Origin of the sequence: Peribacillus sp. NPDC058075 (genome assembly GCF_042885195.1) — a bacterium.
GTDB lineage: Bacteria > Bacillota > Bacilli > Bacillales > DSM-1321 > Peribacillus.
Map to the genome: position 1 here is coordinate 329,089 of NZ_JBHVSL010000002.1, position 24,313 is coordinate 353,401.

The following is a 24,313-nucleotide window of genomic DNA, read 5'->3' on the forward strand; positions in this document are numbered from 1 at the left end:
AAAAATACCGACTAGGTACTTTTTCACACCTTCCATTTTGTGGGATGGTTAAGGGAGGAATATTAAATGAGATCCGAACATAAAAAAAAGAAAAAGAAACGCAAAACGTTTAAAATAATCGGCTTCACCCTTCTTATCCTTTTCATTGGCGCAGGTGTTTACGGCGCTTCAGTTTATCAATCATTAGCTGGTGCGATTAGCACTATGCAAGGTACAGCCCATAAAACGGATAAACGGGTAGAGGACATCAAGTTCAAAAGCAAAGATCCGTTTTCATTGCTGATTCTTGGTGTGGATGAAAGAAAAAATGACTCAGGCCGATCAGATACGATGATTGTCATGACGGTTAATCCTAAAAAAGAATCGATTGAGTTATTGAGTTTACCGAGGGATACGCGTACAGAGATCATCGGTAAAGGGATAAATGATAAAATGAATCATGCCTATGCATATGGCGGAGTTTCCATGTCGATAAATACAGTAGAAGCCTATTTGGATATTCCGATTGATTATTACGTCAAAATGAATATGGAAGGCTTTCAGGACATTGTGAATGCTGTTGGTGGCGTCACAGTCGATAATGATATGGACCTTGCCTATAAAGGCTATACTTTCAATAAAGGCACAATAGACTTAAATGGTAAAGAGGCCTTGATTTATTCCCGAATCCGTAAGGAAGATCCCCGCGGGGATTATGGACGGCAAATGCGGCAACGCCAGGTTATCCAAGCTGTCATGAAAAAAGGGTCAAGCCTATCGACACTTACCAATTATGACGATATATTCGAAGCTCTAGGTAAAAACGTGGAAACCAATTTAAGTTTCAATGAAATGTTGAGCATCCAAAATAACTATAAATCATCCCTCAAAAATATTGAACAATACACACTTGAAGGTGACAATCAACGGGTAGATGGCGTTTGGTACAACATCGTTCCGGAAGATACAAAGCTTGAAGCCCAAAATCGTGTGAAAACGCATTTGGGATTATAAGAAAAAAGAGGATGGCTTTTATCAGTCATCCTCTTTTTTCTCTTCCTTCATTTGTTTAAAATAATCTGAGCGTATCACTTGATCACTCAGATCAATCTCCTTTTGGTCTTCTGGTGAAAATTCTTCGACCTTGCCTTCCCTATTTATTTTCATTTGAGAACCATAATCCCCTTTTAATATCAAAGCATCACCATCTTCACCATTCAGCATGCTCTCTCCAAAGTATGAAGAACTCTTAATATTGAACAGATCATATAGAGTTGGTAAAATATCAATTTGGCCCGCTACCTTATCAATCGTTCTCCCCTCCATATCCTCCTGATAAATGATCACGGGAATGGGCATATATTTTTCAATCCACTCTTCATTGCTGATTTTACTACCGTAATACGCTTCTACCTCGTGTTTATCTTTTAAAAATAGCCCATCATGATCTCCGTAAATGACAATCACGCTGTCTTTCAATTTCCCGTCATCCTTTAACCTCTTTACGAAATCCTTGATGGCTGAATCTGTATAATGAATGGCTTCAAAATATTTAGTCAGGTAACTGTTCTCTTTTCCGACTTCAGGCATCAATGTTATCTGTTCCTTTGGTAGCGAAAAAGGTACATGGCTGGTCAATGTAACGAAAAAAGCGTAATAAGGATTTTGTTTATCTTTTAAGAAATCATAGCTTTGATTGAAGAAACTGCGATCTCCCAATCCCATCGAGATCATCTCATCTTGCGACATATCCTCTATGGAAAGATAGTCATCAAACCCTAGCGAGGGATATGCATGCTGCCTATTCCAAAAGTCTTCTTCATCTCCGTGGAAAGCAAAACTTTGATAACCCGACTTTTTAAATTCTTTAGCAAGACCCGGAAAATCATTATATGGGAATCGAAAAAAGGTCGCACCCTGCTTTAAAGGAAATAATCCAGTATTCACGATAAGCTCTCCGTCAGATGAATTCCCAAATACCGTCTGTGGATAAACGTGGGGGAAGTACAATCCCCCTTTCGCCAGTTCATTCATGAATGGAGTGACCTCCTGCCCGGCACTGCTTTGAAAGAGCGGGAACGCCTGTAAAGATTCCACTTGGATGATAATGAGATTCTTCCCTTCCAAGGAGCCTGAATGCTCATTTTCCTTTCTTTTCTTTTTATAGAAGTAATCAGAAACGGCCTTCATTTCCTGCAAAGACATTCCATGCCTTCCTGAGTCAGTAAAATAGGCATACGTATCCAATGCGTGATGACCGATTGGTCCCCAGTTTCGCAAGAAGGTATTCGCCTCATAACGCCTGGTTATATCCACTTTGTCGATAAAGATGTTCTTGACCGGCTTCAATCCTGCTATCATCAGGAATATTACGACCGGTACAAGCGCCATATGCTTGAGGGGGTATTTTTTCTTCACAAATGACTCAGCAATTGGAATGCCTACCAGAAGAAAGATTGCATCCATCATTTCCATCATACTGAATATACTTTCACCAAGCCCATTCAGGTTGCTTTTTTGCATCCACATATAGGATGTTATAGGTGTCGAATAATAACGGTAAAACCAGATGTCGCCAAGGAAAAAGACCATGATCGAAAGAAGGAAAACTGAAAAAATGATGCCTTTCACGATTCGATTCGATATCCATTCTTTCAGATAAACAATAATACCGGCAACACCGATGATTATCGTAATGATCCCAATAGAAAGATCGTTCCCCATCCTATCATTCGTATAAATGAAAAGTATGGCCACGATTGAGAATGACACTAACTCAAATAGCCTCTCCTTCAATCGTTGATTACGGTTATTCTCCATGCTCCTGCCACTTTCCTCTTCATTATTTCCAAGCCTTAGTTAAGCCTGATTACGGAAGATTACTTATAAATATTACTTAGCGTTGCCATTTATGAGAAATTGCACACAGAAAACGGCATAAATATTTGGCACTAATGACTTCCTTTATAAACAAAAAGCCTTCATCACTAAAAGGATGAGGGCTTTGCTTTATAAAATAGCTGCCGGTTGCAGCTAGACTCACAGGGTGTTTTCCTACTTTCTCTTCCATTCAAAAGCAATCTTCCAACCTTCATCAGGAATCGAGTCAGCCAACATATCCCCTTCCTCGAATAAGAAACGCCATGGCATGCTTGAAAGTGCTGGAAGCTCACCAAGCTCCGAAAGGTCGAATGCCTTTTTTGCGAGGAATTTTCCCTTTCCATCAACTATCAGTAAATCCACGATATTAAAACTGACAGCTTTCTCTATTGAACTTCGTAAAAAAGCCTCTATCATTACACCATCTTCCACCCTAGTCAGCTTGATGCCGGATAATGAAATTTGGTTCGGTTTTAATGCAGGAAGCCTTTGATGGCGGAATTTATATACATATTCCTCTTGCTTGGAAACTTTCCATCCCTTGTGAAACATCAGGGCAGTATGAACGGTGACATCCTGATCTGATAACCTTTGTGTATTATCCCTTTTTTCAAATAAACTCATCGTTCCTCACCCTCCAAAGCCGCTTCATCTTCCTGAATGCTTTTCATATATTCCATAAAGCCGATGCTTATCTCCGACTCAATTTTACTTAATAGAAGGTTGAATTGACTGAGAGCTGCTTTTTCATACAACGTATATGGGTCCTGCTGACCATATCCGCTTAAACCAACGCCTTCCTTCACACTGTTCATTTGATCCAGGTGGTTCATCCAATTTGTATCGATATGCTGGAGCATGAAAGCGCGTAACTGGTTTCCCCATTCTGCATCGTTCTGAAAGTTCACCAGTCTCGATTTCAATTCACCTAAAGCTTCCAACGCTTTTCCTTCGATTTGGCCTTCTAAATCCTGCAAATCACTTACCAGCCAGCCCAACGACTGGAAAACAGGGGAAAGCTCTTCAATAAAGGCAGAGGAATTAGGTTCCATCATATGTTCAGGGGAATATTTCACTGTGAGCCGAGTAATGTATTTTTCAATATATTCAAGTAAAATGGCCGACATCCGTCCAGGCTCCATATCAAGAATCCGATTTCTCATTGCATAGATGATTTTACGCTGCTCATTTAATGCATGCTCTAACTTCAATAAATGGTAACGGCTTGATTGATGCATATGCTCTACCGTTTCCTGAACCATTTTAACGAATTTATCGGGTGCAGGGCTCAGCACCAATCCATTTTCATCCGTTTTGATTTTCTTGATATAACGTCCGATTTCTTCTTCATCATAGTAATCAAACAAATCATCTTCCAAAGAAATGATGAATTGTGTTGAACCAGGATCACCCTGCCGGCCGGAACGTCCTCTTAGCTGCATATCGATCCGACGGCTCTCGTGCAGCTCCGTACCGATAATATGAAGGCCGCCCAATTCCTTGACATCATCACCAAGTATTATATCCGTTCCTCTCCCAGCCATGTTCGTAGCCAGCATCACTTGATTTTTTTGCCCGGCATTCGCGATGATTTCCGCTTCATCCTCTTCCGTCTTCGCATTTAGGATTTGATGTTTAATTTTCCCCTTCTCTAGTTGAACCGAAATTTTTTCAGATTGCTCAATGGAGGTCGTTCCGATCAATATGGGTCTGCCTCCATCATGAATCCGTTTTACATCCTTGACGATTTTGTTGATTTTGCTTGTTTCCTCTTTATAAATCAAATCAACCTCATCAACCCGAATGATGGGCTCATTCGTTGGAATTTCAATGACGGGGAGCTGATATATTTCCCAGAATTCAGACTTTGATGGCATGGCACTGCCTGTCATCCCAGACATTGAATGATATAACCGAAAATAATTTTGGACGGTAATCATGGCCTGTGTTTCATTCTCTTCGGAAATCTCCAAGCCCTCTTTTGCCTCAATCGCTTGATGTAGCCCCTCACTGAAACTTCGCCCCTCCATCACCCTGCCTGTGAATTTATCGATGATTGCAATCTTGCTATCGATGACAATGTAATCGACATCCAATTTCATGATTGCGTGGGCTTTTAGCGCCTGTGTAACATTATGTAATAGCTCTTGATGCTCCATTCCATACAGATTGTCGATACCAAAGGCCGCTTCAATCTTGGAAGCGCCCTGATCCGTGAAAAAGACGGACTTTGAATCGATGTAAATCTCGTAATCCTCATTTTCTACAAATGACTTCATGATTTGTGCCGTGATCTGGTGGAGCTCGGTTCCGTCGCTTGCCCTTCCCGCAATGATTAATGGTGTCCTCGCTTCATCAATCAAGATGCTGTCAATCTCATCGACAATGGCAAATCGGTGTCCTCTTTGAACCTTGTCTTCTCTTCGGTAGACCATATTATCACGCAAATAATCAAAACCGAACTCTGTTGCCGTCCCATACGTGATATCTGCCGCATACGCATCACGTTTTGCAGAAGGCCCCATTTGGGAAATGTTCAAACCAACCGACAATCCTAGATATTCTAGAATTTGTCCCATCAACTCTTTATCACGTCTGGCCAAATATTCATTAGCTGTAATAATATGCACACCATTACCGTACAGTGCATGTAAATAACTAGGCAAAGTGGAGACAAGCGTCTTCCCCTCGCCCGTATTCATTTGTGCAATGCCCCCTTCACTCAGGACAAAACCTCCTGCAATCTGAACATCATGGTGCCTAAGATTCAATACTCGCTTGGAAGCCTCCCTCACGACCGCAAAAGCTTCAGCTTGTATGTCCAATATATTAACACCAGCATCCAATACGCTTTTAAATCTATCCTTCATTCCGCTTAATTCCAAATCTGAATAACGTTCATATTCACCCTCTAGCCGATTCACTTCTTCTACCAACTTATAAATTCTCTTCAAGTCTTTAGAACCTTCTTTGAAGAACTTTTTCATACTGGATAGCATAGGGTTTTCTCTCCTATTATTTCAATTGAACTTTAGTGAAATTATACCAGTTAAGTATCTACTTTTTATAAATTATCACCTTTATATTTGTAATTATATAGAAATTCTTTCTTTTTTTGAAAGGTAAATCACGCAAAACCCGACTGGGTGCCGCTAACAGTGCTAAAAAGATTAGCTCCACCCTGAATATCAGGGAGGGGTTTTTTTATCGATTTAAACAAATAATAGGAAGACTTTCACCCAATGGAGGATTACAGATGAATAAGACATCCAGACATAAACCGCATCGCTTTGGATTATTCGTTCTTATAATTTGTTTTATTTGGATGAACTCCCCTATTCAAGCAGCAACAAAAAACACCCCCAAGAATGTCATATTGCTGATTGGCGACGGCATGGGGTTAGGGGCGATAGAAATTGCCCGGCAATTGGAATATGGAAAGACAGGTGTACTGCATTTGGAAAAATTGGAGCATGTTGCCCTGATGCGCACGTATTCCGCCAATAATTACGTCACTGACTCGGCAGCAGGAGGATCCGCGATTGCCACTGGTATAAAAACGAACAATGAATCGATTGGAGTCGACGCCACTGGTTCCGAGGTCGATAGTGTATTGGATGCCTTTCAGAACAATGGAAAAAAAGTAGGGATCATCTCAACCAATATGGTAGTCGATGCCACACCCGCTGCATTTGGTGCAAGTGTTCCTAACCGCTGGACAGGCGGCGCAAATATCGCGAGGCAGCTCTTTGATAACCGGATCGACGTCATCCTCGGCGGAGGTGCCAGCTATTTCGAGGCTGATAAGCAGAATGGCGAGGATTTAATCGGTAAGTTTAAACAAGCTGGCTATGGGATTACGACGACTAAAGAAGAACTTAGTTCCATAAATAAACCGGAAAAACTTTTAGGATTATTTCACCCGACCTATATGAATTTTAAACTGGATAAAGAAGTATTACATTCCCAAGAGCCATCTCTACCCGAAATGACTTCCAAAGCGTTGGATATTTTATCACGGGGTGACAAGGGATTTTTCTTGATGGCCGAAGGTGCGCGTATTGACCATATGGAGCATGCAGCCGATATCACTGGAATATGGAAAGAAACGATAGAATTTGACCAAACCGTGAAAGAGGTTGTCAATTGGGCAAAAAACCGGAATGATACCTTGATTATTGTCCTTGCAGACCACGAAACAATGGGGACTTCCGCTTCTGAAACAATGGATATCCCTGCTTTGAAAAAAATCAGAGTTTCATCTGAATATATGTCAAAACAACTCACATTCGATAAAAATAATGAAATCGATCCAGAAAGTGTCGTTGCCACATTCAAGAATTATGCAAATATATCCCTTACTGAACAGGAAGTCGCTCAATTCATCGATAACGTAAGAAAAAATAAAACGCTTGTCTATCCACAGCACCAAATTGATTGGGAAATCGGAAGCACCATCGCCAAGCATTATAAGGCGGGTGTAGCTGATCGAAGCATTCGGGCGGCCAGTTCCACAGGAGGGCACACTGCCAATATGATTCCCGTTTTCGCTTCAGGCCCAGGCAGTGAAGCCTTTGATGGAGTCATTGAAAATACGGATATTTCGAAAATCATCACAAATGCCGCCCGTGTTCCGTTCACACCCGGGCAGCATAAAACAAAAGAGGAATAAAATCATTACTCCCTCTTTTACGTTTCTTTCTCATTAACCGTTTTTCGGTATTCCTTTCTTTTAAGCTACGTTTACTCAAGTTTTGGGGCATTTCTTTGAAGTTTTGAAGCCTTTACTCGTGAGGTTTGGTGCATCTGCGCGTTGATTTGCGATTTACTCGTGAGGTTGGGACTTTTACTCGTGAATTTAGCGCTTTTACTCGTGAATTTCTGGCTTTTACTCGTGAGTTTGCGCCTTTACTCGTGAGTTTGCGCCTTTTACTCGTGAATTTAGGGCTTTTACTCGTGAATTCGTACTTTACTCGTGAATTTGAAGCCTTTACTCGTGAGTTTAGTGCTTTTACTCGTGAGTTTGAGGCCTTTACTCGTGAGTTTTCGCCTTTTACTCGTGAGTTTAGGGCTTTTACTCGTGAGTTTAGGACCTTTACTCGTGAGTTTGCGCCTTTTACTCGTTAATTTAGGGCTTTTACTCGTGAGTTTGCGATTTACTTGTTATTTCGTGCTGTTTTCTTTTAAGTGTGGTGCATTTACTCTTTATTAGATCAAAAAAAGACGTCATACGTGACGTCCTACTTCTTCATTTTTTTATGTGTTTTTTTAATACATATCCAAATTTGCTTCCCTTTTTCACTTTATACCATTCATCTTGTTGAGCCAGTATCGTAACGGCTTGGTCTTTGTATAGATTACCGATCGTTTCAGAAGATGCATTTCTGCTTTCTTTAATAGATAATTCGTTTACTGTCACTATTCCCGTCGTCTTCTTAATCGAGATTTTCGTTGAAATGGTTTCCCGATTGTCACTCTCATCCTTAGCGGAGATTTTTACCGTAAATATCCCGTTGGACATATTTTTGAAATCCCAGGTTGCCGATTGACTGCCTTTATTGAACTGCCTTTCAGAAAGGATGCCCACAACCTTACCTTTACTGTTCTTGATTTCCACTGTTACATCAGCATTTTCATTAATAGTGTACGTTATGTACGCTTTCTCGGTACTATAATCACCCGATGTGTTGACATCGGTGATTTTCGGTGCCGATGTATCTCTACTGATTTTTATCGGCACTGTTTCCAAACCTTCATTCCCGCCTCGGCCAATTGCTGATAATTCTGCTTCATATGTCCCGTTACTTACCGCTTTTGTGTTCCAGATTGCTGAATGGGTACCCTTTTTCAATGTTTGATCACGGACTGGGGTAGCTAAGGCATTCCCTTTACTATCATTAATCGTGAGAGTCACCACAGCATCTTCTTTTAGGGAGTATGTGATTCCAACCTCATCATTTAAATGATCCGTCTTCGCTTTCATGTTTACTGAATTCGGTTCCGCCTTTACAACAATATCCGTTTTAGATCCAGCGCCTGGTCCATATTCCTTTTCTATAGTTGTGTCAGGATAATAAAAACCCAAAATATCTTGATATGAGTGTCCTGCTTCCGCTCTGTTTTTCGCTCCAAACTGACTTAGTCCGACCCCATGCCCATATCCTGATCCTTCGATTGCAATTTTGGAGGGACCGGAAGATGAATGGTCAACCAAATAGCTTTTCATCACCTCTTGCCCCACCATGCCCCTGATTTTGGAAGCCGCTACATTGGTAAGCTTAACCGTTTGCTGCAAAAGCTTTCCCCTGTCATCAACAAGATCCCTTACATAGAAATTCATTTGGATGGAGCCTTTCGTAACACGGCCTCCCGTTTTTTCATCTGTAAAATTTAACAAGGGAATCTCCGTTATTTTAATATCTTTCTTCGCATATCCATTATTCTTCAGCCAAGCCTTCAGCTTCGGCACAACCGTTTTATCTTTTTCCTCTACACTTGTCCACCATTCTTCAGGTTTAGATAAATCCATTTTTGACAGGTCGATTTGCTGCTTGTCCAGCGTTATCGCCCAATTGATATTCGAATCATAGAAATCTTTTTTTATAGCTAAATACGCAAGAGGGTTGCCTCTTGACCATACATTCGAATTCGATTCGGTCATTCCTCCATTGCTTGATGAAAAGAACGCTTCGATTATTTCGCCATCATGTTTGATTACCATGCCCTTTGTCTGTTCAATGGCTGAATCCGTTCGATGGTGACCGGCAGCCCCGCCATATACTTGGTAAGAAACCGTATCATCAATGATTGTCGATTGATGGCGAAGTGCATACGTCCGGGCGGCAATCGCCTGTGCTTTTAAGGCTTCGGCATGCCATAGTGCGGGCATCTCCCACGGGACAACTCCCTTTAGATAATCTTCAATGTATACAGTATTGATTGGCCGGATGTGACCGTCCTCCACTGTAAATGTAAATGAACCTTGATACGGACGGCCGTTTATGGACAATGAAGAATCAGGTTTAACCGGCATTACCTTAAAGGAAGCATAAGCCCCCGTTTTCTTAGAACCTTTGTAAACGGCAAGTTTAGCCGACTCCGCCTTCAAAGTCAGACTTTCATCAGCCTTGATGAATATCTCTCCCCCTGAATTACGGTAGTCCCCGGTTGCCGTTATTTTGACACTGATTCTATTCCCCAAATAATTCTTCAGTTTCACTTCCATCGCTGTATTCTCCTCGGCTGCCGTTGTTTCATGAGAAGGAAATGCAAAAAAAGTGATAAAGAAAGCGATAAACAAATACTTTAAACTTCTCATTCCCCTTCATCCTCATTCCTTTTCTATTTATCTTTCAAAGACTTTTGAATGAATCCTGTTCAATCTATTGGCATGAGAAAACTGTTTATATGAGGTTACTGAACTCTCTTTTTACATTCTGTATGTACGACTCATTATCCTTCAAATCCAGCTTTATTGTCGTAACAGAATGGAATCCACACCCAATATAAAAGCAGGACATGGAAGAAACCATGTCCTGCTTTTCAATGGTAAATGCTTGCTGATGGGTGACTTTTTTCTTTACTTCAAATACTTCTTCAACACTGGTTTCATTTGATCGACAACGACATGGCTGCCGCCCCTGCCTTTTACATCTTCCATCATCCATGCCATGAGAAGTTCCGGTTCTTCTGTGTCCATGGCAACGAACCAGCCATTTTCTGTTCCGTCCGCATTTTTGGATGCCTTGATTTCAGCAGTTCCCGTTTTGGCAGCGATATTGATGCCAAGATCATCTATTCCATGTCCGCTTCCCTTAGGATGTTCCACTACTTGTGTCAGCATCTTGGTGACCTGATTTGCTTGGTCTGCTGATATCGCATTTTCTTTCCATATTTTCTTTTCTATTTTATCTCCTGTTATTAACGAAGGTGCCAGGATGTTTCCTTCATTCAAGAAGGCTGAATAGGTCATGGCGAGATGGAGCGTGCTCATTTGAACCTGCGCTTGACCATATCCGGCATCCGCCAAACGTCCCTCACTGTCGATCTTACCGATGCTCGATGCTTTGATCGGATAATCGTAATTCAAAGACTCATCAAATCCGAATGCCTTGAGTCCTCTTGTAAATTTTTCCTTACCAAGCCCCAGAGCTTTTTGGGCAAAGTAAATATTATCTGAATAAATTAATGCCTTTTCCATATCGATTGGAACACCAGGGTCCGAAACCCTTGTAATGGAATGATCTTTCCATGTCGGCTTGGCCCATGTTTTCCCTTGAATATTAATCGACTCTTTCGGATCCACACCATTTTTCAAAGCGATTGCCGCAGTGATGGCCTTAATGGTCGAACCAGGTGCAAAGGTCGAACTGAAGCGGTTCAGAAGTGGTTTTTTCGGGTCTTCTTCAAGCGCTTTTTGTTCCGCTTTCGTTATTCCGAAAATATATTTATTAGGATCAAATGACGGACTTGAAACAAGTGCAAGCGTTTCGCCTGTCTTCGGATCAATGGCCGATGCCGATCCGGCTTCGTTCTTATATTGTTTGAAGATATCCTTTTGAAGCTCGGCGTCGATGGTCAATGTAATTGTTTCTCCCTCTTCAGCAGGCTTTTCAGCAATCACTTTTTCTTCGCCATCTTCAGTTTTAATAAAGATTTTACCGCCGGGTTTGCCTTTCAGTCGCTCTTCCAACACTTCCTCAAGACCGCGCTTGCCAATAACATCACTTGCGGTATATCCTTTTCCTTTCAATTTCTCCAAATCCTCGGCCGATGCCTCACCGACATATCCAATTAGATGGGCAGTAGCCTCTTTATATGGATATATGCGCTCTTCCGTATTATTGACAGATACCCCAGGAATGCTCAATAGCTTTTCCAAGGCTGCAGTATTAACATTTGACATTTTCTTGATGGGCACGAAATAGCCTGGCTTTACCCATGATTGTTTTAATTTCTGATTCACTTCGTCGGTGGACATATTGAGGATTCCAGCGACCTTTTTAACCGTTTCGGTTTCGTTGGCCATTTTCTCTGGCACGATTCCCACTTCTGCAACCGTACCATTCATGGCAAGGCCGCGTTCATTTCGATCGACAATTTCCCCGCGAATGGCTGGATACGATTCAACCGATACCTTCTCGCCAGCTTTCAATTGAGGGAAAATGTAGCTTTCATCCCACTTGATGTACCAATTTTCTTCCTCGCCTTCCCCTTCCTTGACAAGTGTCGCTTTATGATCAGAGCTGACAGCACCCGCCATAGTGGACATATCTACGGTATATGAAAGGCTTACCTTTTCTCCATCTTTATGGTCTTTCTCTTCTTTTGGCTGTTTATAGTCTACATTTAATTGGTCGGCTTCTATGCCCGTATAGATTTTTTCATAACGGTTCGCAAATTCATCCGCACTGATTTTCTTCTTTGTCTCAGGCGACAGATACTCGTACATTTTCGCAAAATCCTGTTTATTCCAAAGCTTCGTGTATGCCGCAAAGCGATCTTCCGGACTTGGCTCATCCGAGCATCCGGCCAGAAACAATACGCTCAACAACAATAAGCTGGAAACTAAAGCTAGTTTCTTCATGATTTCCTCCTAATGAATAGTTAGAATGATATACCTATAGTTTAGCAAAATATTAGGGGAATGGGGGATTTTGCATGCCAAATTTCTTCATTTTTCTAATTAACCATGTTTTTTCTAAAACAAAAGTCCTGTACATAGTGTACAGGACTTTTGTTTTGGAAAAATTAGAAGAAGGGCAAGTTTGCAAAAAGGATCCAGTTGATCAGCTTCCTTTCCGCCGACTGTCTGCTAACAATCTAAAGAGGGTTTCATCCAAGGAGAGCCGCAGGCGGAAAGCGAGTGCCAGGAGTACAGACTCTTATAAAACGCAGGCAAACCCAATATTCATCGAGTTTGCCTAAAGTCTAAGTCCAGTACATAATGTTCAGGATTCTAAAGCATTCTTTTTTTTCGGCTTTTTTTCTCTTGGAGCCATTTTTTCAAGAAGAAAAAGCCCAGAATGCCTGAAATGATAAGGCCGCTTGTCGTCACAATGACAGCTACCCATTCGTATAAGGTGTAATTCATATAAGCTTTCCAGGGTAATTTCCCTTTCCAATCTTCAATATATAAATTCATTCCGAATATCCCGGAAATAACCGTATAAATCGTTAGTATTTGCAAAAGATAATTACTGCTTTTCCCAGACAGTTTATCCTGATTTTGATAAAGGTAGGAAAGTGTTTCCTTCACTTCTTTGTAGAGAGGGGTAATCCTGAAGGTTTCATCCGTTTTTTTGAAGAGCTCTTTACCGATTGCCGTACTATTGACTTCAGTGAATAAGTATTTTGCAGAAAACTCAGTGATCATGAAAATCAGCTGTTCCGTATCCGATTGATCTTTTTCCACATCTATCCGGGAATGTTCATGAGCCAGTTTGAGCAGTACGATTTTATAATAGAAGAAAATCAACACTGTATAAAAATGCTGGCCATACATTTCACTAGCCAGTTCCCGTTCAAGTTTACCTGTCGCTTTCGTGACACACGCGAAATGATACATGCTAGTTACATAATAGGTTTCCTTTCCCCACCTGTCATATACTCTATCTTGATAATACTTTTCTATATAATCAGGATTTAATGCACCTATATACGGCTCACCATCATTGTCATACCCGTTCAGTTCACTGATCCGGAATAAGTCATTTTTAGATATATCACGATCCTCCGGGAATGCCGTATAACTGATCACGTACATTTTTTCATCGATGAAGAAGGGCAAACTGCCAAAATAGGTCGGGTCCGCCTGTTCTTCATCGATATATTCCTCAATTGGCGGCAATAGTTCATTGAAGATGAAATCCTTCACTTGTTCATACTGATTTTCCCGACAGCCGACTTTCGTTTTTTCCTCATCATCAGCGATCGGTTCAAGAATTCGGAATGTATCGCTAAAATAGAGCACATCATCATGTGAAAGCCCTTCAGGTAAAGTAACACGAAGATTCATCATGCCAATATGAAATGGGCATATGAAGATATCGATAGAGTTAATAATAAATGGGGTATTTAGATAGGGTGATTCGAAGGTACAATCAATATCCAGTTTTTTCGTGAAACGCCGCAAGCCTTCTTTCTGTTTGGCATTACTCGGAAATAAAATCGGCTCGATGTAAGGCATGAAATACTTTTCCAGTTTACGGTGCGAAACTTTATGGCCACCGTAAAATTGATCTTGTTGTTCCATATCTTTCAAGTTCAAAAATACGAAATTGTCCTCAAATAACTTTTCCACAAACTTTTCAATCTTATTTCCTTCAAGCGTAAATGGAAAAATGTACTGCTGGAAAGTTCGCTTAGTGGGATCATTCTTTACTTTCACATCCATCAAATATATTCCTCCGATTAAACTGACGATGAAAACAGGTTTAATTCATCTTGTTTCTTATATTTACCCATGTATATACAAACAAAACGATACATATTATAGAAAAAAAGTGGACAAATTATCCAAATAAAAAAAGATCCCCCAAGCATGTGCATGGGGGCCATCGAAAAGAGTTCTTCAACCCTCTTCACTTTAGGGTACTAGAAACTGATGTTTCTAATGAAAAATCCGATATTCGGACCATTTTAACATTTATTTTAAGTATGATAAAACACGAAATTCCTTCATATTTGGGCTTTACCTCTTATTATCAGCTAATAAATTCTTATATGCAGGGATTCACAGAAGAAAATATAACTACAGGAATAATCGCAAGATCTTTTGTTCATCCCTTTATCATTAAAATCACGTTTGAACTAAGAAAAAAATGGGTATATAAAAAAAAGCAAAGGAGAGACATCATGAAATCTGATATCAATAAACAACACTTTAAATTTTTTGAAAGAACAAATAACGCTAAACCAAGTAAGCGGAAACAAATGAGCGATTTCATCAAAAAGAAAATGGATGCTCAAAACAGTCCTTTAAATGGCAAAAACTCATGACATGTGGGATGTCATGAGTTTTTATCATTTAAAATGCGATTTCATTTCCTTGAAGGTTGTGCTTCACACATTTCTTGATACCGATTACATTCAAAAAATGTTGAATCTTCTTCATCGAGGTCGCCTGATATTCATCTACAATAGAAAACTCTTTAAGATAAGCAATTTTTTCTTGTACATCTGTATCTATATGATCTTGGCTGGATTCTTTATCATCTGATTTTTTGCATGTGTACACCACAGCTTCACCAATTTTCCTGGTTGCCTTATCAAAATAAAAAGAAAACACAATGGCACATTCATCATCGTAAAAAGAGGGTTGAACTTTCATATTAATATCAATCATTAACCTTTACACCTCTCTCCGTTTTGTTATATACACTATAACAAAACCATTAAAACGAAATAGGCGTTACAAACTACGCTCACGCTTCTTCAACACCTACCAAATGGACCTTACACTCCCCATTCATAGATAATTATAACTACAGGAATATGCGCAAAAGAATAATCATTTAATAATAATAAAAAAAACATCTTCAATTGAAGATGCTTGAATGATTGATAGGAAGCTTCAATTACTTATTTATATAAACCTGGAAGTTCTGCGTAAAGGCCTGGTAATTCGCTTGGGACAATAACAAAAGCAGCGATGATAAGAAAAGATACGACTAATGCTTTAGTACTTTTTTTCATAGGTCATTCCTCCTTTTCTTTTAAAAAAATATTGGTTAAAATAGAAAATAATTCTATAGTTATATTTAACCACAATTCTTAAAATCATATATTTCGACTAAAGAATCTATTTAAACCGTTCAGGACCTGTACATACCGCTTTCACCGATTTTTCATAACAAAATATAACTCTAGGCATATTTTAAGGAGAATCAAAATGGATTTTTTTGCAGTTGGACAAAAGATCAAAGAGCTACGTAAACAAATCGGGCTTTCCCAGGAAGAGTTGGCAACCGGTATTTGTACACAAGCACAGATCAGTAAGATTGAAAAGGGCGATGTCTATCCATATGCATCCACTCTCTACTTAATTTCCCAACGTTTAGGCGTTGATGTAAACTATTTTTTTGATATTGGAATGACCCCTAGGCTGGATTATGTGGAAGAAGTGATTTATCAATTAAAAATAGCCAGAAGAACCCGAAATTATGAGGAAATGCAGCAAATTGTAAAGGCTGAGGAAAACAGTCCCCTCTTTCTTCAAAATAAAAAGAATCATCAATTGATCCTTTGGCACAAGGGAATATACGAATATGAAAAAAATAAAGATTTAGATAAAGCCATAGAATTCATCAATAAGGCCATCTCCATTACTCATACGACCGATAAAATTTATTCGGAACGGGAGCTTGAAATCTTAAGCAGCCTTGGTGTAATGTATGTTGCTGAAGAACAATACGAAAATGCATTTGCCTTGTTAAGGAAAGCTTTAGATCACTTGAAAGCCCTGCCCTTCTTGACGGATAAAACGCTAAAAACACGCCTATCCTATAATTTTGGCAGAGTGCTAACACGTCTTGGCCGATATGAAGAGTCCATTGCCTGCTGCCAAGATGCCATAAAGTGGTGCCTCGAATATGATCAATTATATGCTTTAGCGGATTTACATTACCATTTAGGCTACAATTTTGAACTCGTAGGTAACTTTGAAGAGGCAAAAGAGTACTTGGAAAAATCTGCGTTTCTATTCAAATTACAAAAAAACCATACCTTTGTTACATTCATCAACAAAAAGCTGGACAGTTGGAAGAATGAAATGAAAATAAACTAAATCTATAATTTGGAGCCATTTCCCCGGGAATGGCTCCAAATTATAGACAAACTCGATCCAGACACTCGCTTTCCCCGAAGGATTCTCGCACATGGTTCCAATCTACTTTGTATTAATTTATATATAGAACCCCTTTTGTCTACAAACAGAGCCATTCACCAAGAGTATTATAATTTCACACACTCATCATTTCCAAAACCTCTAATCTACATTTTAAATTCCAAGCCAAAATGAAGTATAATAAAGAGATGCTTCAAAAAAGTAATTTTAAAAAAGATTCATCCCCCATCACTTGGTATCGTGAAGCGCGGTGAGGATGAAGGATTTGAGGCAGGTTAAAGTGATTGTCAGTTATTCCTGTTTATATCCAAACCGCTTATATTCAAGGGAATTTTTGACGATATTGACTTTTACAAGGTTTTTATGAATATACGGCTAGAAGCAGAGATGTTTTTTTCGGTTACATGAATTAGAAAGTAAAGAGAACAGCCATAATCCAGCATTTGATTTCGGGTTGGAACTTTGCATGGCCCAAGAATGTAATTCCTCGGTAAACCGAGGCGGGATTACGATAAGTTAAAGAACTGATGGTTCATGATCATACAAAAATATAATTTTGGTATACAGGGCTTGTCCCTGAAGGAGGAGAGTATGGAGCGGGAGTTGTTGTTAGTGGGGGAGCGGCTGGCGGAATTTTTGGTGGCCGGGGATCCAGAAGATTCGGATGTGGTGAATCAAGGGCTCCAGTTATACCGTCAGGGGCTCGTTGATATTAAAGAAGAAGCGGCGGATACGATTGCGGCTGAGGTACAGGATGTTACACGCTTTAAGGCCAGGCTGAATCTGCTCTTCCCTCAGGATGGAAGCTGTACATGTGATTCAAGGTTCATTTGCCGGCATCAAATGGCCGTTTTCTTTTCTGCATATTCTGAACACGCCAGTGTTTCCGAATGGCTGAGCGATTGGAAAGCACCAAAAAACACCTCAACGGCCCAAGCACTGCAGCAAGTGAAACCGGCAAGTGAATTACTTAAACAGGCGGCAGGGAAATCCATCATCTTAGATAAAAGCTATCCGTCATGGAAGCAATTCGTGAATGATGCATTTGCTGAACATGTCGAGCCTCATATAGGTGAGGCTGCTTATATGATTGAAAATCACATACAAACTTACTTTAAACGCCTTAGTTCAAAAGCTCCAATGGAAAGGGAATGGAAATTGCTTTATCATTTCGTCACCCAATTTTGCACAATGCAGCAGACACTGAGAATGATTCAGCTGCATAAAAGTGAGACGCAAACGATCCGGGTCTTTTATGCACTTGCCGTCGACCTTGCAGAGGAGCTTCATGAAACGGTACAGCCGCTTAGCAGGCAAGCGAGGCCCTTCGCCTTTGATCCCTTCGTTTTCAGCATCAAGGAAGATGTAGCTAAACTGCTGGATGGAGGAGAAGGCCTGGAATACGAAAAGATCGACCTCTACCGTGAGATATGGAGCTACTTATTCTCCAACTCCTCATGGCGTAAAGAGGAACTGGAACGAATCAATAAAGAACTTCCCGAGAAGTATATGGGCACCACAGAGAGGACGTCCTATTCCCTCGCAGCGATTCACCTATCACTTTTGGAGAACCATGATAAACAAGCGATTGGGCTTCTTCATGAATTGAAGAAAGAAGCCTGTCCATACATTTTTTATTGGCTGAATCTCCTGGCTGAATCCGACAACCGGGCACGGGCTATCCCTTTCATTGAATTCATCAATAATAATGTCCAGGAGTTCCTTGCCGGTTTATCCGATTATTATAAACGGGTGGATTTCGTCCGGACCTTTACGACTTTAATTAACAGTTGCTGTTATAAATTAAAACGGACTGATTTGCTTGAGAAATTTTACAGGGCCACCCTTCCGCACAGCTATTGGAACTATGCAAACTTCCTTTTTGAACAAGGACAATATAAAAAGTGGGTGGAGATGCATATTTACTCTGAAATCAGCATTGACTTAATCAGCAGTGAATCCATCAAAGAAGTGGTCTCAAAAGAACCAGAACTGATCCTGCCCCTTTATTATCATGCGGTCCAGGAAAAAGTTTCTTTGAAAAATCGGCCCGCTTATAAGCAAGCTGTCCGTTATTTGAAAAGGATGCGCACCATCTATAAAAAGAGCAAAAAGGAAGACGTATTCGAACGTTATATACTTTATGTAGCAGATTCGACTAAACGGCTTCGCGCTTTCCAAGAAGAACTAAAAAGGGGTAAGCTTATCGATGTTTAATCCAGGGAAATTAAAAATCAAAATAGCGGCTCTCGAAAACGGAACTTACGCCCTTGGTGTCGTCAATGAAGAGAATACCTTCCTCACTACGAATTATATACGCAGGCTGTTATTCAATTGGGATGACGCAAGCTTTTATGGCACGAAAATGACTACGGATATAGTGGATGGAAATCAAGTATTCATTCTTGACGCTTGGGGACTTCTCAATTTTTTTGCGAGGGAAAGCTTCAACTCCTTCATAGAATGGGAATGGTCCGAGATATCCTCCCTTTGCCTGTCTGCAGCGCCCGTTCTTCATGAATCCATTGAAGCTGGAATCCCCGTACCGGATTTCACCAATCTTCAATTGGACTCCATCGGCTGGAAGCTGCCGGAAGAAGTGGAAGAGGAATTCGTCCCTTCCTTTTGGGAAGAAGAAATATCTTTGGACCTTCCTTCACCTGAACTGGAAACCAACCGTACTTTTATCGAAAAATGGTATAACGGTGCAGCTAATATGTATTTAAAAAACTATTCACCCATGCAGCATAAATGGAGTGAAGCCGTCGGGGCATTAAAGGATACACGGCTTTCTCCCGAAGAATTGCAAGCCTTTTTTGACAAAAACAGCTGGCAGGAATGGCTTGGCACCCTGCCCGACCCCAAACCATTCACTATAGGTCTCCGTTTAACTGAGCCTCCTGATGGCAACGGGCCTTGGATACTCGATGTTACCCTTCGTTCTAAAAGGGATGAGAATATCATTGAAACATATACAGGAAAAAAACTGCCGCGCGGCTGGAATAAGTATGCAAGTGATGTGGTGCGTGCTACGAAACGCTGGCAACTCGTCGTGCCATGGCTTGGGGAGAATGGCCGTCTTAAAAGGGAGATTTCAGAAACGGATGCATGGGAGTTCTTGACCGATGCAAGCGAAAAGCTCCTGTTTCTTGGCGTCGAAATTCTCCTTCCATCGTGGTGGCTTGCCTTGAAGGAGTCCTCATTGAAGGTCAAGGCGAAAGTGAAGAGCCAATCGAACCGCGGCCCATCTTATGTCGGGTTAAAAGCTTTAATGGACTTTGATTGGCGGTTCTCATTAAATGGCAAGGAGCTCACTGAGGCGGAGTTCGAGGAGCTCGTCAATGAAAAAAGGCGGCTTGTCTTCATCCGCGGCCAATGGGTCAAGCTTGATCCTGCTTTCATTAAGCAAATTCAGGAGCTGATGGAAACAGCCAATGAAAAAGGCATCCAACTGACTGACTTGCTGCAGCAGGAACTGTTGAATGGCGTAAATGAAGATGGCGATGGCGACTCTGAAAACGATGAAATGCTCCGGATTCAATTTGAATTGAACCAGGAGCTCCGTAAAATGGTGGGAAGGCTCCGGGAAACCAAAAACATATCCATCCTGCCCGTCCCTAATGCACTTCAAGGTGATTTACGCCCCTATCAAAAACTGGGCATGAGCTGGCTCCTGTTTTTAAGGGAGCATGGCTTTGGTGCTTGTCTAGCCGACGATATGGGACTTGGTAAAACCGTCCAGATGATTGCCTACCTCCTTCATGTTAAAGGCAAAGAAAGGGCCGGTAAAGAGCTGCCCACAGCCCCTAGGGATGAACAAAAGAGTGAACCGATCATCGTCGAAGAGGATAGCAGCGCAGAGAGCAGTGATGAGGGTGAGGTCATTACCACTGTCCCCGAATCCGTCTCTGTACAATCCGCGCTCATCGTCTGCCCGACCTCGGTACTTGGCAACTGGCAAAAAGAATTGGAAAAATTCGCTCCATCACTTAAAGTTCACCTACACTACGGATCGAATCGTGCAAAAGGTGCGGCATTTACTAAACTGGCAGCTGATCATGATATTGTCTTAACATCATATGGACTGACCCACCAAGATATGGATGAACTGACCTCCATCCATTGGAGCAGTGTTATCCTTGATGAGGCACAAAACATCAAGAATGCCCAAACGAAGCAATCCAAAGCGGTCCGCAAGCTAAATGGCAGACATCATATCGCCCTATCGGGTACGCCGATGGAAAACCGTTTAAGTGAGTTATGGGCGATTTTCGACTTCATCAACAAAGGTTATCTCGGAACGCTAGGTCAGTTTCAGGAAAAATATGTAGCGACCATCGAACGTGATGATCAGAAGGATAAAATCAAGGAATTACAGCGTTTGATACAGCCATTTTTGCTTCGCCGTACAAAGCGTGATAAAGAAGTCGCTCTTAATCTTCCGGATAAGCAAGAACAAAAGGAATTCGTACCGCTTACCACCGAGCAAGCATCGTTGTATGAGCAACTGATTAAAGATACATTCACTGATATCGAACAACTATCTGCCTTTGAAAGAAAAGGCATCATCCTCCAGATGCTGAATAAGCTAAAGCAGCTTTGCAATCATCCAGCTCTTTACTTAAAAGAAATGGAAAAGGAAAACATCATGAAGGCACCTAACCGATCTGGCAAACTCGAGAAGCTGACCGAGCTTATCGATGCTGTCCGCGAACAGGATGAAAGCTGTCTCATTTTCACACAATATATCGGAATGGGCAATATGATTAAAGAGTTGCTGGAAAAACGATATGGCTTTGAAGTGCCATTCCTGAATGGGAGTGCGAACAAGAAGCAGCGTGATGAAATGATCACCCGATTCCAAGATGGGGATTTCCCTATTTTCATACTCTCGTTGAAAGCAGGCGGCACTGGGCTTAATCTTACAGAAGCCAACCACGTGATTCACTATGACCGCTGGTGGAACCCAGCTGTTGAAAATCAAGCCACCGACCGTGCTTACCGAATTGGGCAGCAGCGTTTCGTTCACGTTCATAAACTAATCTGCACAGGGACCCTGGAGGAAAAAATCGACCAGATGCTTGATAAAAAGCAAGCCCTGAACGACGAGATCATCAGCAGTGACAACTGGATCACCGAACTTTCCACAGAGGAAATCAAGGACCTGGTTGCTCTTCAATAAACCCACTCTCACGATCTGAAGATGAATGAGGGCAGGTTGTTAACTTATAAGGTAAAAAAGGGGAATGCCATTCGATATGCATTCCCCTTTTTATACATAAGCGTCCTGTAACTGTATTGAACACCTGGTATAGCCAGGTGTTCAATACATGTCTTTTATCAAAAAATCGATTTAACCATATAAAGAGCTGTGATCCAAATGATGATTGCAGAAATTTTATTTAATATTCTAAGGAATTTCCCGGATGTATCAACCTTTTTCAGCAATCGTCCCGCAAGACATAATCCATGGAACCAGCACCATGACACAAAGATGCATGTTGCGGTGAAAATCATTTTATCTTTTCCTGAATAAACAAGTGAGCTCGAACCGATTACACCTATCGTATCCAAGATTGCATGCGGATTCAGTAATGATACGGATAGCGCAAATACAATTTGTTTTTTGGTCGACATCTGCATGGATTGGGCACCTGACTGTGAGTTTGATTTGGCAAACCAAATCTGAAATCCCATATACAATAAAAATATAACTCCGATTATGATTAATGTAAGGCGCAACCAATCATATTGCATGACAACCAACGATACACCTAAAATAGCTAACAAAATGAGCACTGTATCACAAATTGCAGCTGTTATCGTTGCTGGCAATGCTTTTTTTATTGTAGGCTGGATTGCTCCTTGATTAAAAATGAATACATTTTGCACTCCCAACGGAAGTATCAACCCTAATGCCAATAATAATCCATGAAAAAATGGCCCCATACGAATACTCCCTTCCTTCAAATTCAGTATAATGAAAAAAACAAAGGAATTGACCATCCAATTGGTTGGTATTCAAACCAACCAATTTTTAAAGAATATAGAACAAGAAAGGAGTAGTTTTCGTATGTTTATCGAATGGAGACCAAACCGGACTTCCAGCCAATCCCTTCACCTGCAAATAGTAGATTGGATCAAACAACAAATTACACGAGGTGAATGGCCAGTTAGTACCAAGCTTCCATCACAACGCTCATTGGCCGATTCATTCGGCGTAAACCGAAGTACCATCATCACAGCCATAGATGAGTTGACTGCAGACGGATTATTGGAAACCAAGGTTGGGTCCGGCACATTCGTTTCCAATAATACATGGAATGTGCTCGTCTCCGGCAAACAGCCCGACTGGAAAAACTATGTCCGGAATGGTCTTCATGAACCTAATTTAAAAACGATTCAGGACATTAACCAGTATGAAACGGACACTGCCATCATCAGATTAGGCACGGGCGAACTATCTCCAACTCTATTGCCTGCAAAACAAATTGAAAAGACGTTGCGGTCCACTTCTTTTGATGCCCACTCTTTAGGCTATTCCGAACCCAAGGGTGATAAGAGACTTCGTCAATGTATAAGTGCTTATTTAGAAACAAAAGGGATCAACGCGAGTCCCAGCTCCCTCATGGTCGTTTCTGGCGGGCTTCAGGCACTCCAGTTGATATCAGTTGGTTTACTTCAAAAGGGAGCGATGATTTTACATGAATCCCCTTCCTATTTAAATTCCGTTCACCCTTTTCAATCTGCGGGCATGCACTTAGTAGGTTTAACCATACAGGGCCGGGAAAGTATCCCGACACAAATAAAGCACATCAACGGAAGGAAGAAAGCGTCACTGTTTTATACTGTACCTACATTTAACAACCCAACGAATACTACATGGTCAAAAGAAGAAAGACTTAACCTCCTATCACTATGCAAAAAGGAACAGATCCCGATTATTGAAGATGACGTATATAGTGATTTGTGGTTTGATAATGAACCACCGCCTCCATTAAAATCCCTTGATGAGGACGGCCTTGTATTGCATATTGGCAGCATGTCCAAAACATTAAGCCCTGGATTGCGTATCGGATGGATTGCTGGCCCAGTAACTGTGATTGAACGTTTAGCGGACATTAAAATGCAAATGGATTACGGTTCAAGTGCACTTTCCCAGCACCTTGTGGCAGAATGGTTAGCAAATGGGCAATATTCAAAGCATTTAGAGTGGCTAAGGCATGAGTTGATAGGACGCAGAGATTTTACATTAACTCTTCTTAATCAATATTTTAAGGGACTGGCAGAATGGCAAATACCTCAAGGCGGATTTTACATATGGTTAAACTTATGTAAACCCATCGTGAATCCAACCCTTTTCAAGCAAGCGATAAAGGAGAACATACTTCTTAATCCGGGATATATATACGAACCAAATAACCATACACATATACGGCTTTCATATTCATACGCCTCGAAGGAACAATTAGCTTATGGCATCCAAACCCTTTCAAAGATCATTCGGCGGTTGGTTTGACACCTTGAAGGATTGGAGACGCATTAATGGAGCTGCCGTGGCAGCTCCATCCTTATTGAGTAAAGTAACTTTTCGTATGAATTATTCGG

Annotated in this window: 17 protein-coding genes; 8 read left to right on the forward strand and 9 right to left on the reverse strand. The window is 41.0% G+C overall.

The features are described 5' to 3' along the window. Positions 1-66 precede the first annotated feature (66 nt). On the forward strand, positions 67-993 hold the full coding sequence (locus tag ACFVS1_RS19330; RefSeq protein WP_387549810.1) for an LCP family glycopolymer transferase: 927 nt from the start codon (positions 67-69) through the stop codon (positions 991-993). A 21-nt stretch (positions 994-1,014) separates the two neighbouring features. On the opposite strand, the gene ACFVS1_RS19335 is transcribed toward ACFVS1_RS19330, so the two are convergent. The 4 genes from ACFVS1_RS19335 to secA all read right to left on the reverse strand — a co-directional run bounded on the left by ACFVS1_RS19335 (position 1,015) and on the right by secA (position 5,858). Further along, complete coding sequence (locus ACFVS1_RS19335; RefSeq protein ID WP_387549812.1) at positions 1,015-2,799, reverse strand: LTA synthase family protein; 1,785 nt, start codon at positions 2,797-2,799, stop codon at positions 1,015-1,017. 76 nt (positions 2,800-2,875) lie between these two features. Beyond that, entirely contained in the window at positions 2,876-3,049 is a 174-nt protein-coding gene (locus ACFVS1_RS19340) for a hypothetical protein (protein ID WP_352924003.1), read from the reverse strand. Beyond that, positions 3,034-3,483: an SLAP domain-containing protein gene (locus ACFVS1_RS19345; protein WP_387549814.1), complete on the reverse strand. Its 450-nt coding sequence runs from the start codon at positions 3,481-3,483 to the stop codon at positions 3,034-3,036. The genes ACFVS1_RS19340 and ACFVS1_RS19345 overlap by 16 nt, the downstream gene beginning before the upstream one ends. Beyond that, complete coding sequence (gene secA / locus ACFVS1_RS19350; protein WP_387549815.1) at positions 3,480-5,858, reverse strand: preprotein translocase subunit SecA; 2,379 nt, start codon at positions 5,856-5,858, stop codon at positions 3,480-3,482. Before secA ends, ACFVS1_RS19345 begins: the two co-directional genes overlap by 4 nt. A 257-nt stretch (positions 5,859-6,115) precedes the next feature. Between secA and ACFVS1_RS19355 the strand changes: the two genes are divergently transcribed. Both ACFVS1_RS19355 and ACFVS1_RS19360 read left to right on the forward strand, forming a co-directional pair. Further along, entirely contained in the window at positions 6,116-7,531 is a 1,416-nt protein-coding gene (locus ACFVS1_RS19355; protein ID WP_387549817.1) for an alkaline phosphatase, read from the forward strand. 128 nt (positions 7,532-7,659) lie between these two features. Next, positions 7,660-7,986, forward strand: coding sequence for a hypothetical protein (locus tag ACFVS1_RS19360; protein ID WP_387549819.1), 327 nt, complete (start codon positions 7,660-7,662; stop codon positions 7,984-7,986). 121 nt (positions 7,987-8,107) lie between these two features. On the opposite strand, the gene ACFVS1_RS19365 is transcribed toward ACFVS1_RS19360, so the two are convergent. The 3 genes from ACFVS1_RS19365 to ACFVS1_RS19375 all read right to left on the reverse strand — a co-directional run bounded on the left by ACFVS1_RS19365 (position 8,108) and on the right by ACFVS1_RS19375 (position 14,254). After that, positions 8,108-10,177, reverse strand: coding sequence for a SpoIID/LytB domain-containing protein (locus ACFVS1_RS19365; RefSeq protein ID WP_387549821.1), 2,070 nt, complete (start codon positions 10,175-10,177; stop codon positions 8,108-8,110). Between the two features lie 261 nt (positions 10,178-10,438). Continuing rightward, positions 10,439-12,445, reverse strand: a complete 2,007-nt coding sequence (locus ACFVS1_RS19370; protein WP_352924013.1) for a penicillin-binding transpeptidase domain-containing protein — start codon at positions 12,443-12,445, stop codon at positions 10,439-10,441. A gap of 372 nt (positions 12,446-12,817) precedes the next feature. After that, entirely contained in the window at positions 12,818-14,254 is a 1,437-nt protein-coding gene (locus tag ACFVS1_RS19375) for a hypothetical protein (protein WP_387549824.1), read from the reverse strand. 50 nt (positions 14,255-14,304) lie between these two features. On the opposite strand from ACFVS1_RS19375, the gene ACFVS1_RS19380 reads away from it, so the two are divergent. After that, complete coding sequence (locus tag ACFVS1_RS19380; protein ID WP_387549826.1) at positions 14,305-14,859, forward strand: hypothetical protein; 555 nt, start codon at positions 14,305-14,307, stop codon at positions 14,857-14,859. Positions 14,860-14,887: 28 nt separating this feature from the next. Here ACFVS1_RS19380 and ACFVS1_RS19385 read toward each other — a convergent pair whose 3' ends face one another. Then, a complete protein-coding gene (locus ACFVS1_RS19385; protein WP_101223795.1) occupies positions 14,888-15,205 on the reverse strand; it encodes a hypothetical protein in 318 nt (105 codons plus the stop codon). 546 nt (positions 15,206-15,751) lie between these two features. Between ACFVS1_RS19385 and ACFVS1_RS19390 the strand changes: the two genes are divergently transcribed. From ACFVS1_RS19390 to ACFVS1_RS19400, 3 genes are all read left to right on the forward strand, one after another. Beyond that, positions 15,752-16,645, forward strand: coding sequence for a helix-turn-helix domain-containing protein (locus tag ACFVS1_RS19390; protein ID WP_241589661.1), 894 nt, complete (start codon positions 15,752-15,754; stop codon positions 16,643-16,645). Positions 16,646-17,296: 651 nt separating this feature from the next. Further along, positions 17,297-18,922, forward strand: coding sequence for a hypothetical protein (locus tag ACFVS1_RS19395; RefSeq protein ID WP_387549829.1), 1,626 nt, complete (start codon positions 17,297-17,299; stop codon positions 18,920-18,922). Next, a complete protein-coding gene (locus tag ACFVS1_RS19400; RefSeq protein WP_387549831.1) occupies positions 18,915-21,887 on the forward strand; it encodes a DEAD/DEAH box helicase in 2,973 nt (990 codons plus the stop codon). The genes ACFVS1_RS19395 and ACFVS1_RS19400 overlap by 8 nt, the downstream gene beginning before the upstream one ends. 158 nt (positions 21,888-22,045) lie before the next feature. On the opposite strand, the gene ACFVS1_RS19405 is transcribed toward ACFVS1_RS19400, so the two are convergent. After that, complete coding sequence (locus ACFVS1_RS19405; RefSeq protein ID WP_241589658.1) at positions 22,046-22,654, reverse strand: LysE/ArgO family amino acid transporter; 609 nt, start codon at positions 22,652-22,654, stop codon at positions 22,046-22,048. A gap of 124 nt (positions 22,655-22,778) precedes the next feature. Between ACFVS1_RS19405 and ACFVS1_RS19410 the strand changes: the two genes are divergently transcribed. Beyond that, positions 22,779-24,224: an aminotransferase-like domain-containing protein gene (locus ACFVS1_RS19410; RefSeq protein WP_387549833.1), complete on the forward strand. Its 1,446-nt coding sequence runs from the start codon at positions 22,779-22,781 to the stop codon at positions 24,222-24,224. The last annotated feature ends 89 nt before the right edge of the window (positions 24,225-24,313 follow it).

Excerpts from the sequence above, each read along its gene's own strand:
- ACFVS1_RS19375 (WP_387549824.1), bottom strand. The coding sequence starts at position 14,254 with ATGGATGTGAAAGTAAAGAATGATCCCACTAAGCGAACTTTCCAGCAG.
- ACFVS1_RS19365 (WP_387549821.1), bottom strand. The coding sequence starts at position 10,177 with ATGAGAAGTTTAAAGTATTTGTTTATCGCTTTCTTTATCACTTTTTTT.
- ACFVS1_RS19330 (WP_387549810.1), top strand. The coding sequence starts at position 67 with ATGAGATCCGAACATAAAAAAAAGAAAAAGAAACGCAAAACGTTTAAA.
- ACFVS1_RS19355 (WP_387549817.1), top strand. The coding sequence starts at position 6,116 with ATGAATAAGACATCCAGACATAAACCGCATCGCTTTGGATTATTCGTT.
- ACFVS1_RS19385 (WP_101223795.1), bottom strand. The coding sequence starts at position 15,205 with ATGATTGATATTAATATGAAAGTTCAACCCTCTTTTTACGATGATGAA.
- ACFVS1_RS19400 (WP_387549831.1), top strand. The coding sequence starts at position 18,915 with ATGTTTAATCCAGGGAAATTAAAAATCAAAATAGCGGCTCTCGAAAAC.
- ACFVS1_RS19395 (WP_387549829.1), top strand. The coding sequence starts at position 17,297 with ATGGAGCGGGAGTTGTTGTTAGTGGGGGAGCGGCTGGCGGAATTTTTG.
- ACFVS1_RS19405 (WP_241589658.1), bottom strand. The coding sequence starts at position 22,654 with ATGGGGCCATTTTTTCATGGATTATTATTGGCATTAGGGTTGATACTT.
- ACFVS1_RS19390 (WP_241589661.1), top strand. The coding sequence starts at position 15,752 with ATGGATTTTTTTGCAGTTGGACAAAAGATCAAAGAGCTACGTAAACAA.
- ACFVS1_RS19370 (WP_352924013.1), bottom strand. The coding sequence starts at position 12,445 with ATGAAGAAACTAGCTTTAGTTTCCAGCTTATTGTTGTTGAGCGTATTG.
- ACFVS1_RS19335 (WP_387549812.1), bottom strand. The coding sequence starts at position 2,799 with ATGGAGAATAACCGTAATCAACGATTGAAGGAGAGGCTATTTGAGTTA.
- ACFVS1_RS19410 (WP_387549833.1), top strand. The coding sequence starts at position 22,779 with ATGTTTATCGAATGGAGACCAAACCGGACTTCCAGCCAATCCCTTCAC.
- secA (WP_387549815.1), bottom strand. The coding sequence starts at position 5,858 with ATGCTATCCAGTATGAAAAAGTTCTTCAAAGAAGGTTCTAAAGACTTG.
- ACFVS1_RS19345 (WP_387549814.1), bottom strand. The coding sequence starts at position 3,483 with ATGAGTTTATTTGAAAAAAGGGATAATACACAAAGGTTATCAGATCAG.
- ACFVS1_RS19340 (WP_352924003.1), bottom strand. The coding sequence starts at position 3,049 with ATGGAAGAGAAAGTAGGAAAACACCCTGTGAGTCTAGCTGCAACCGGC.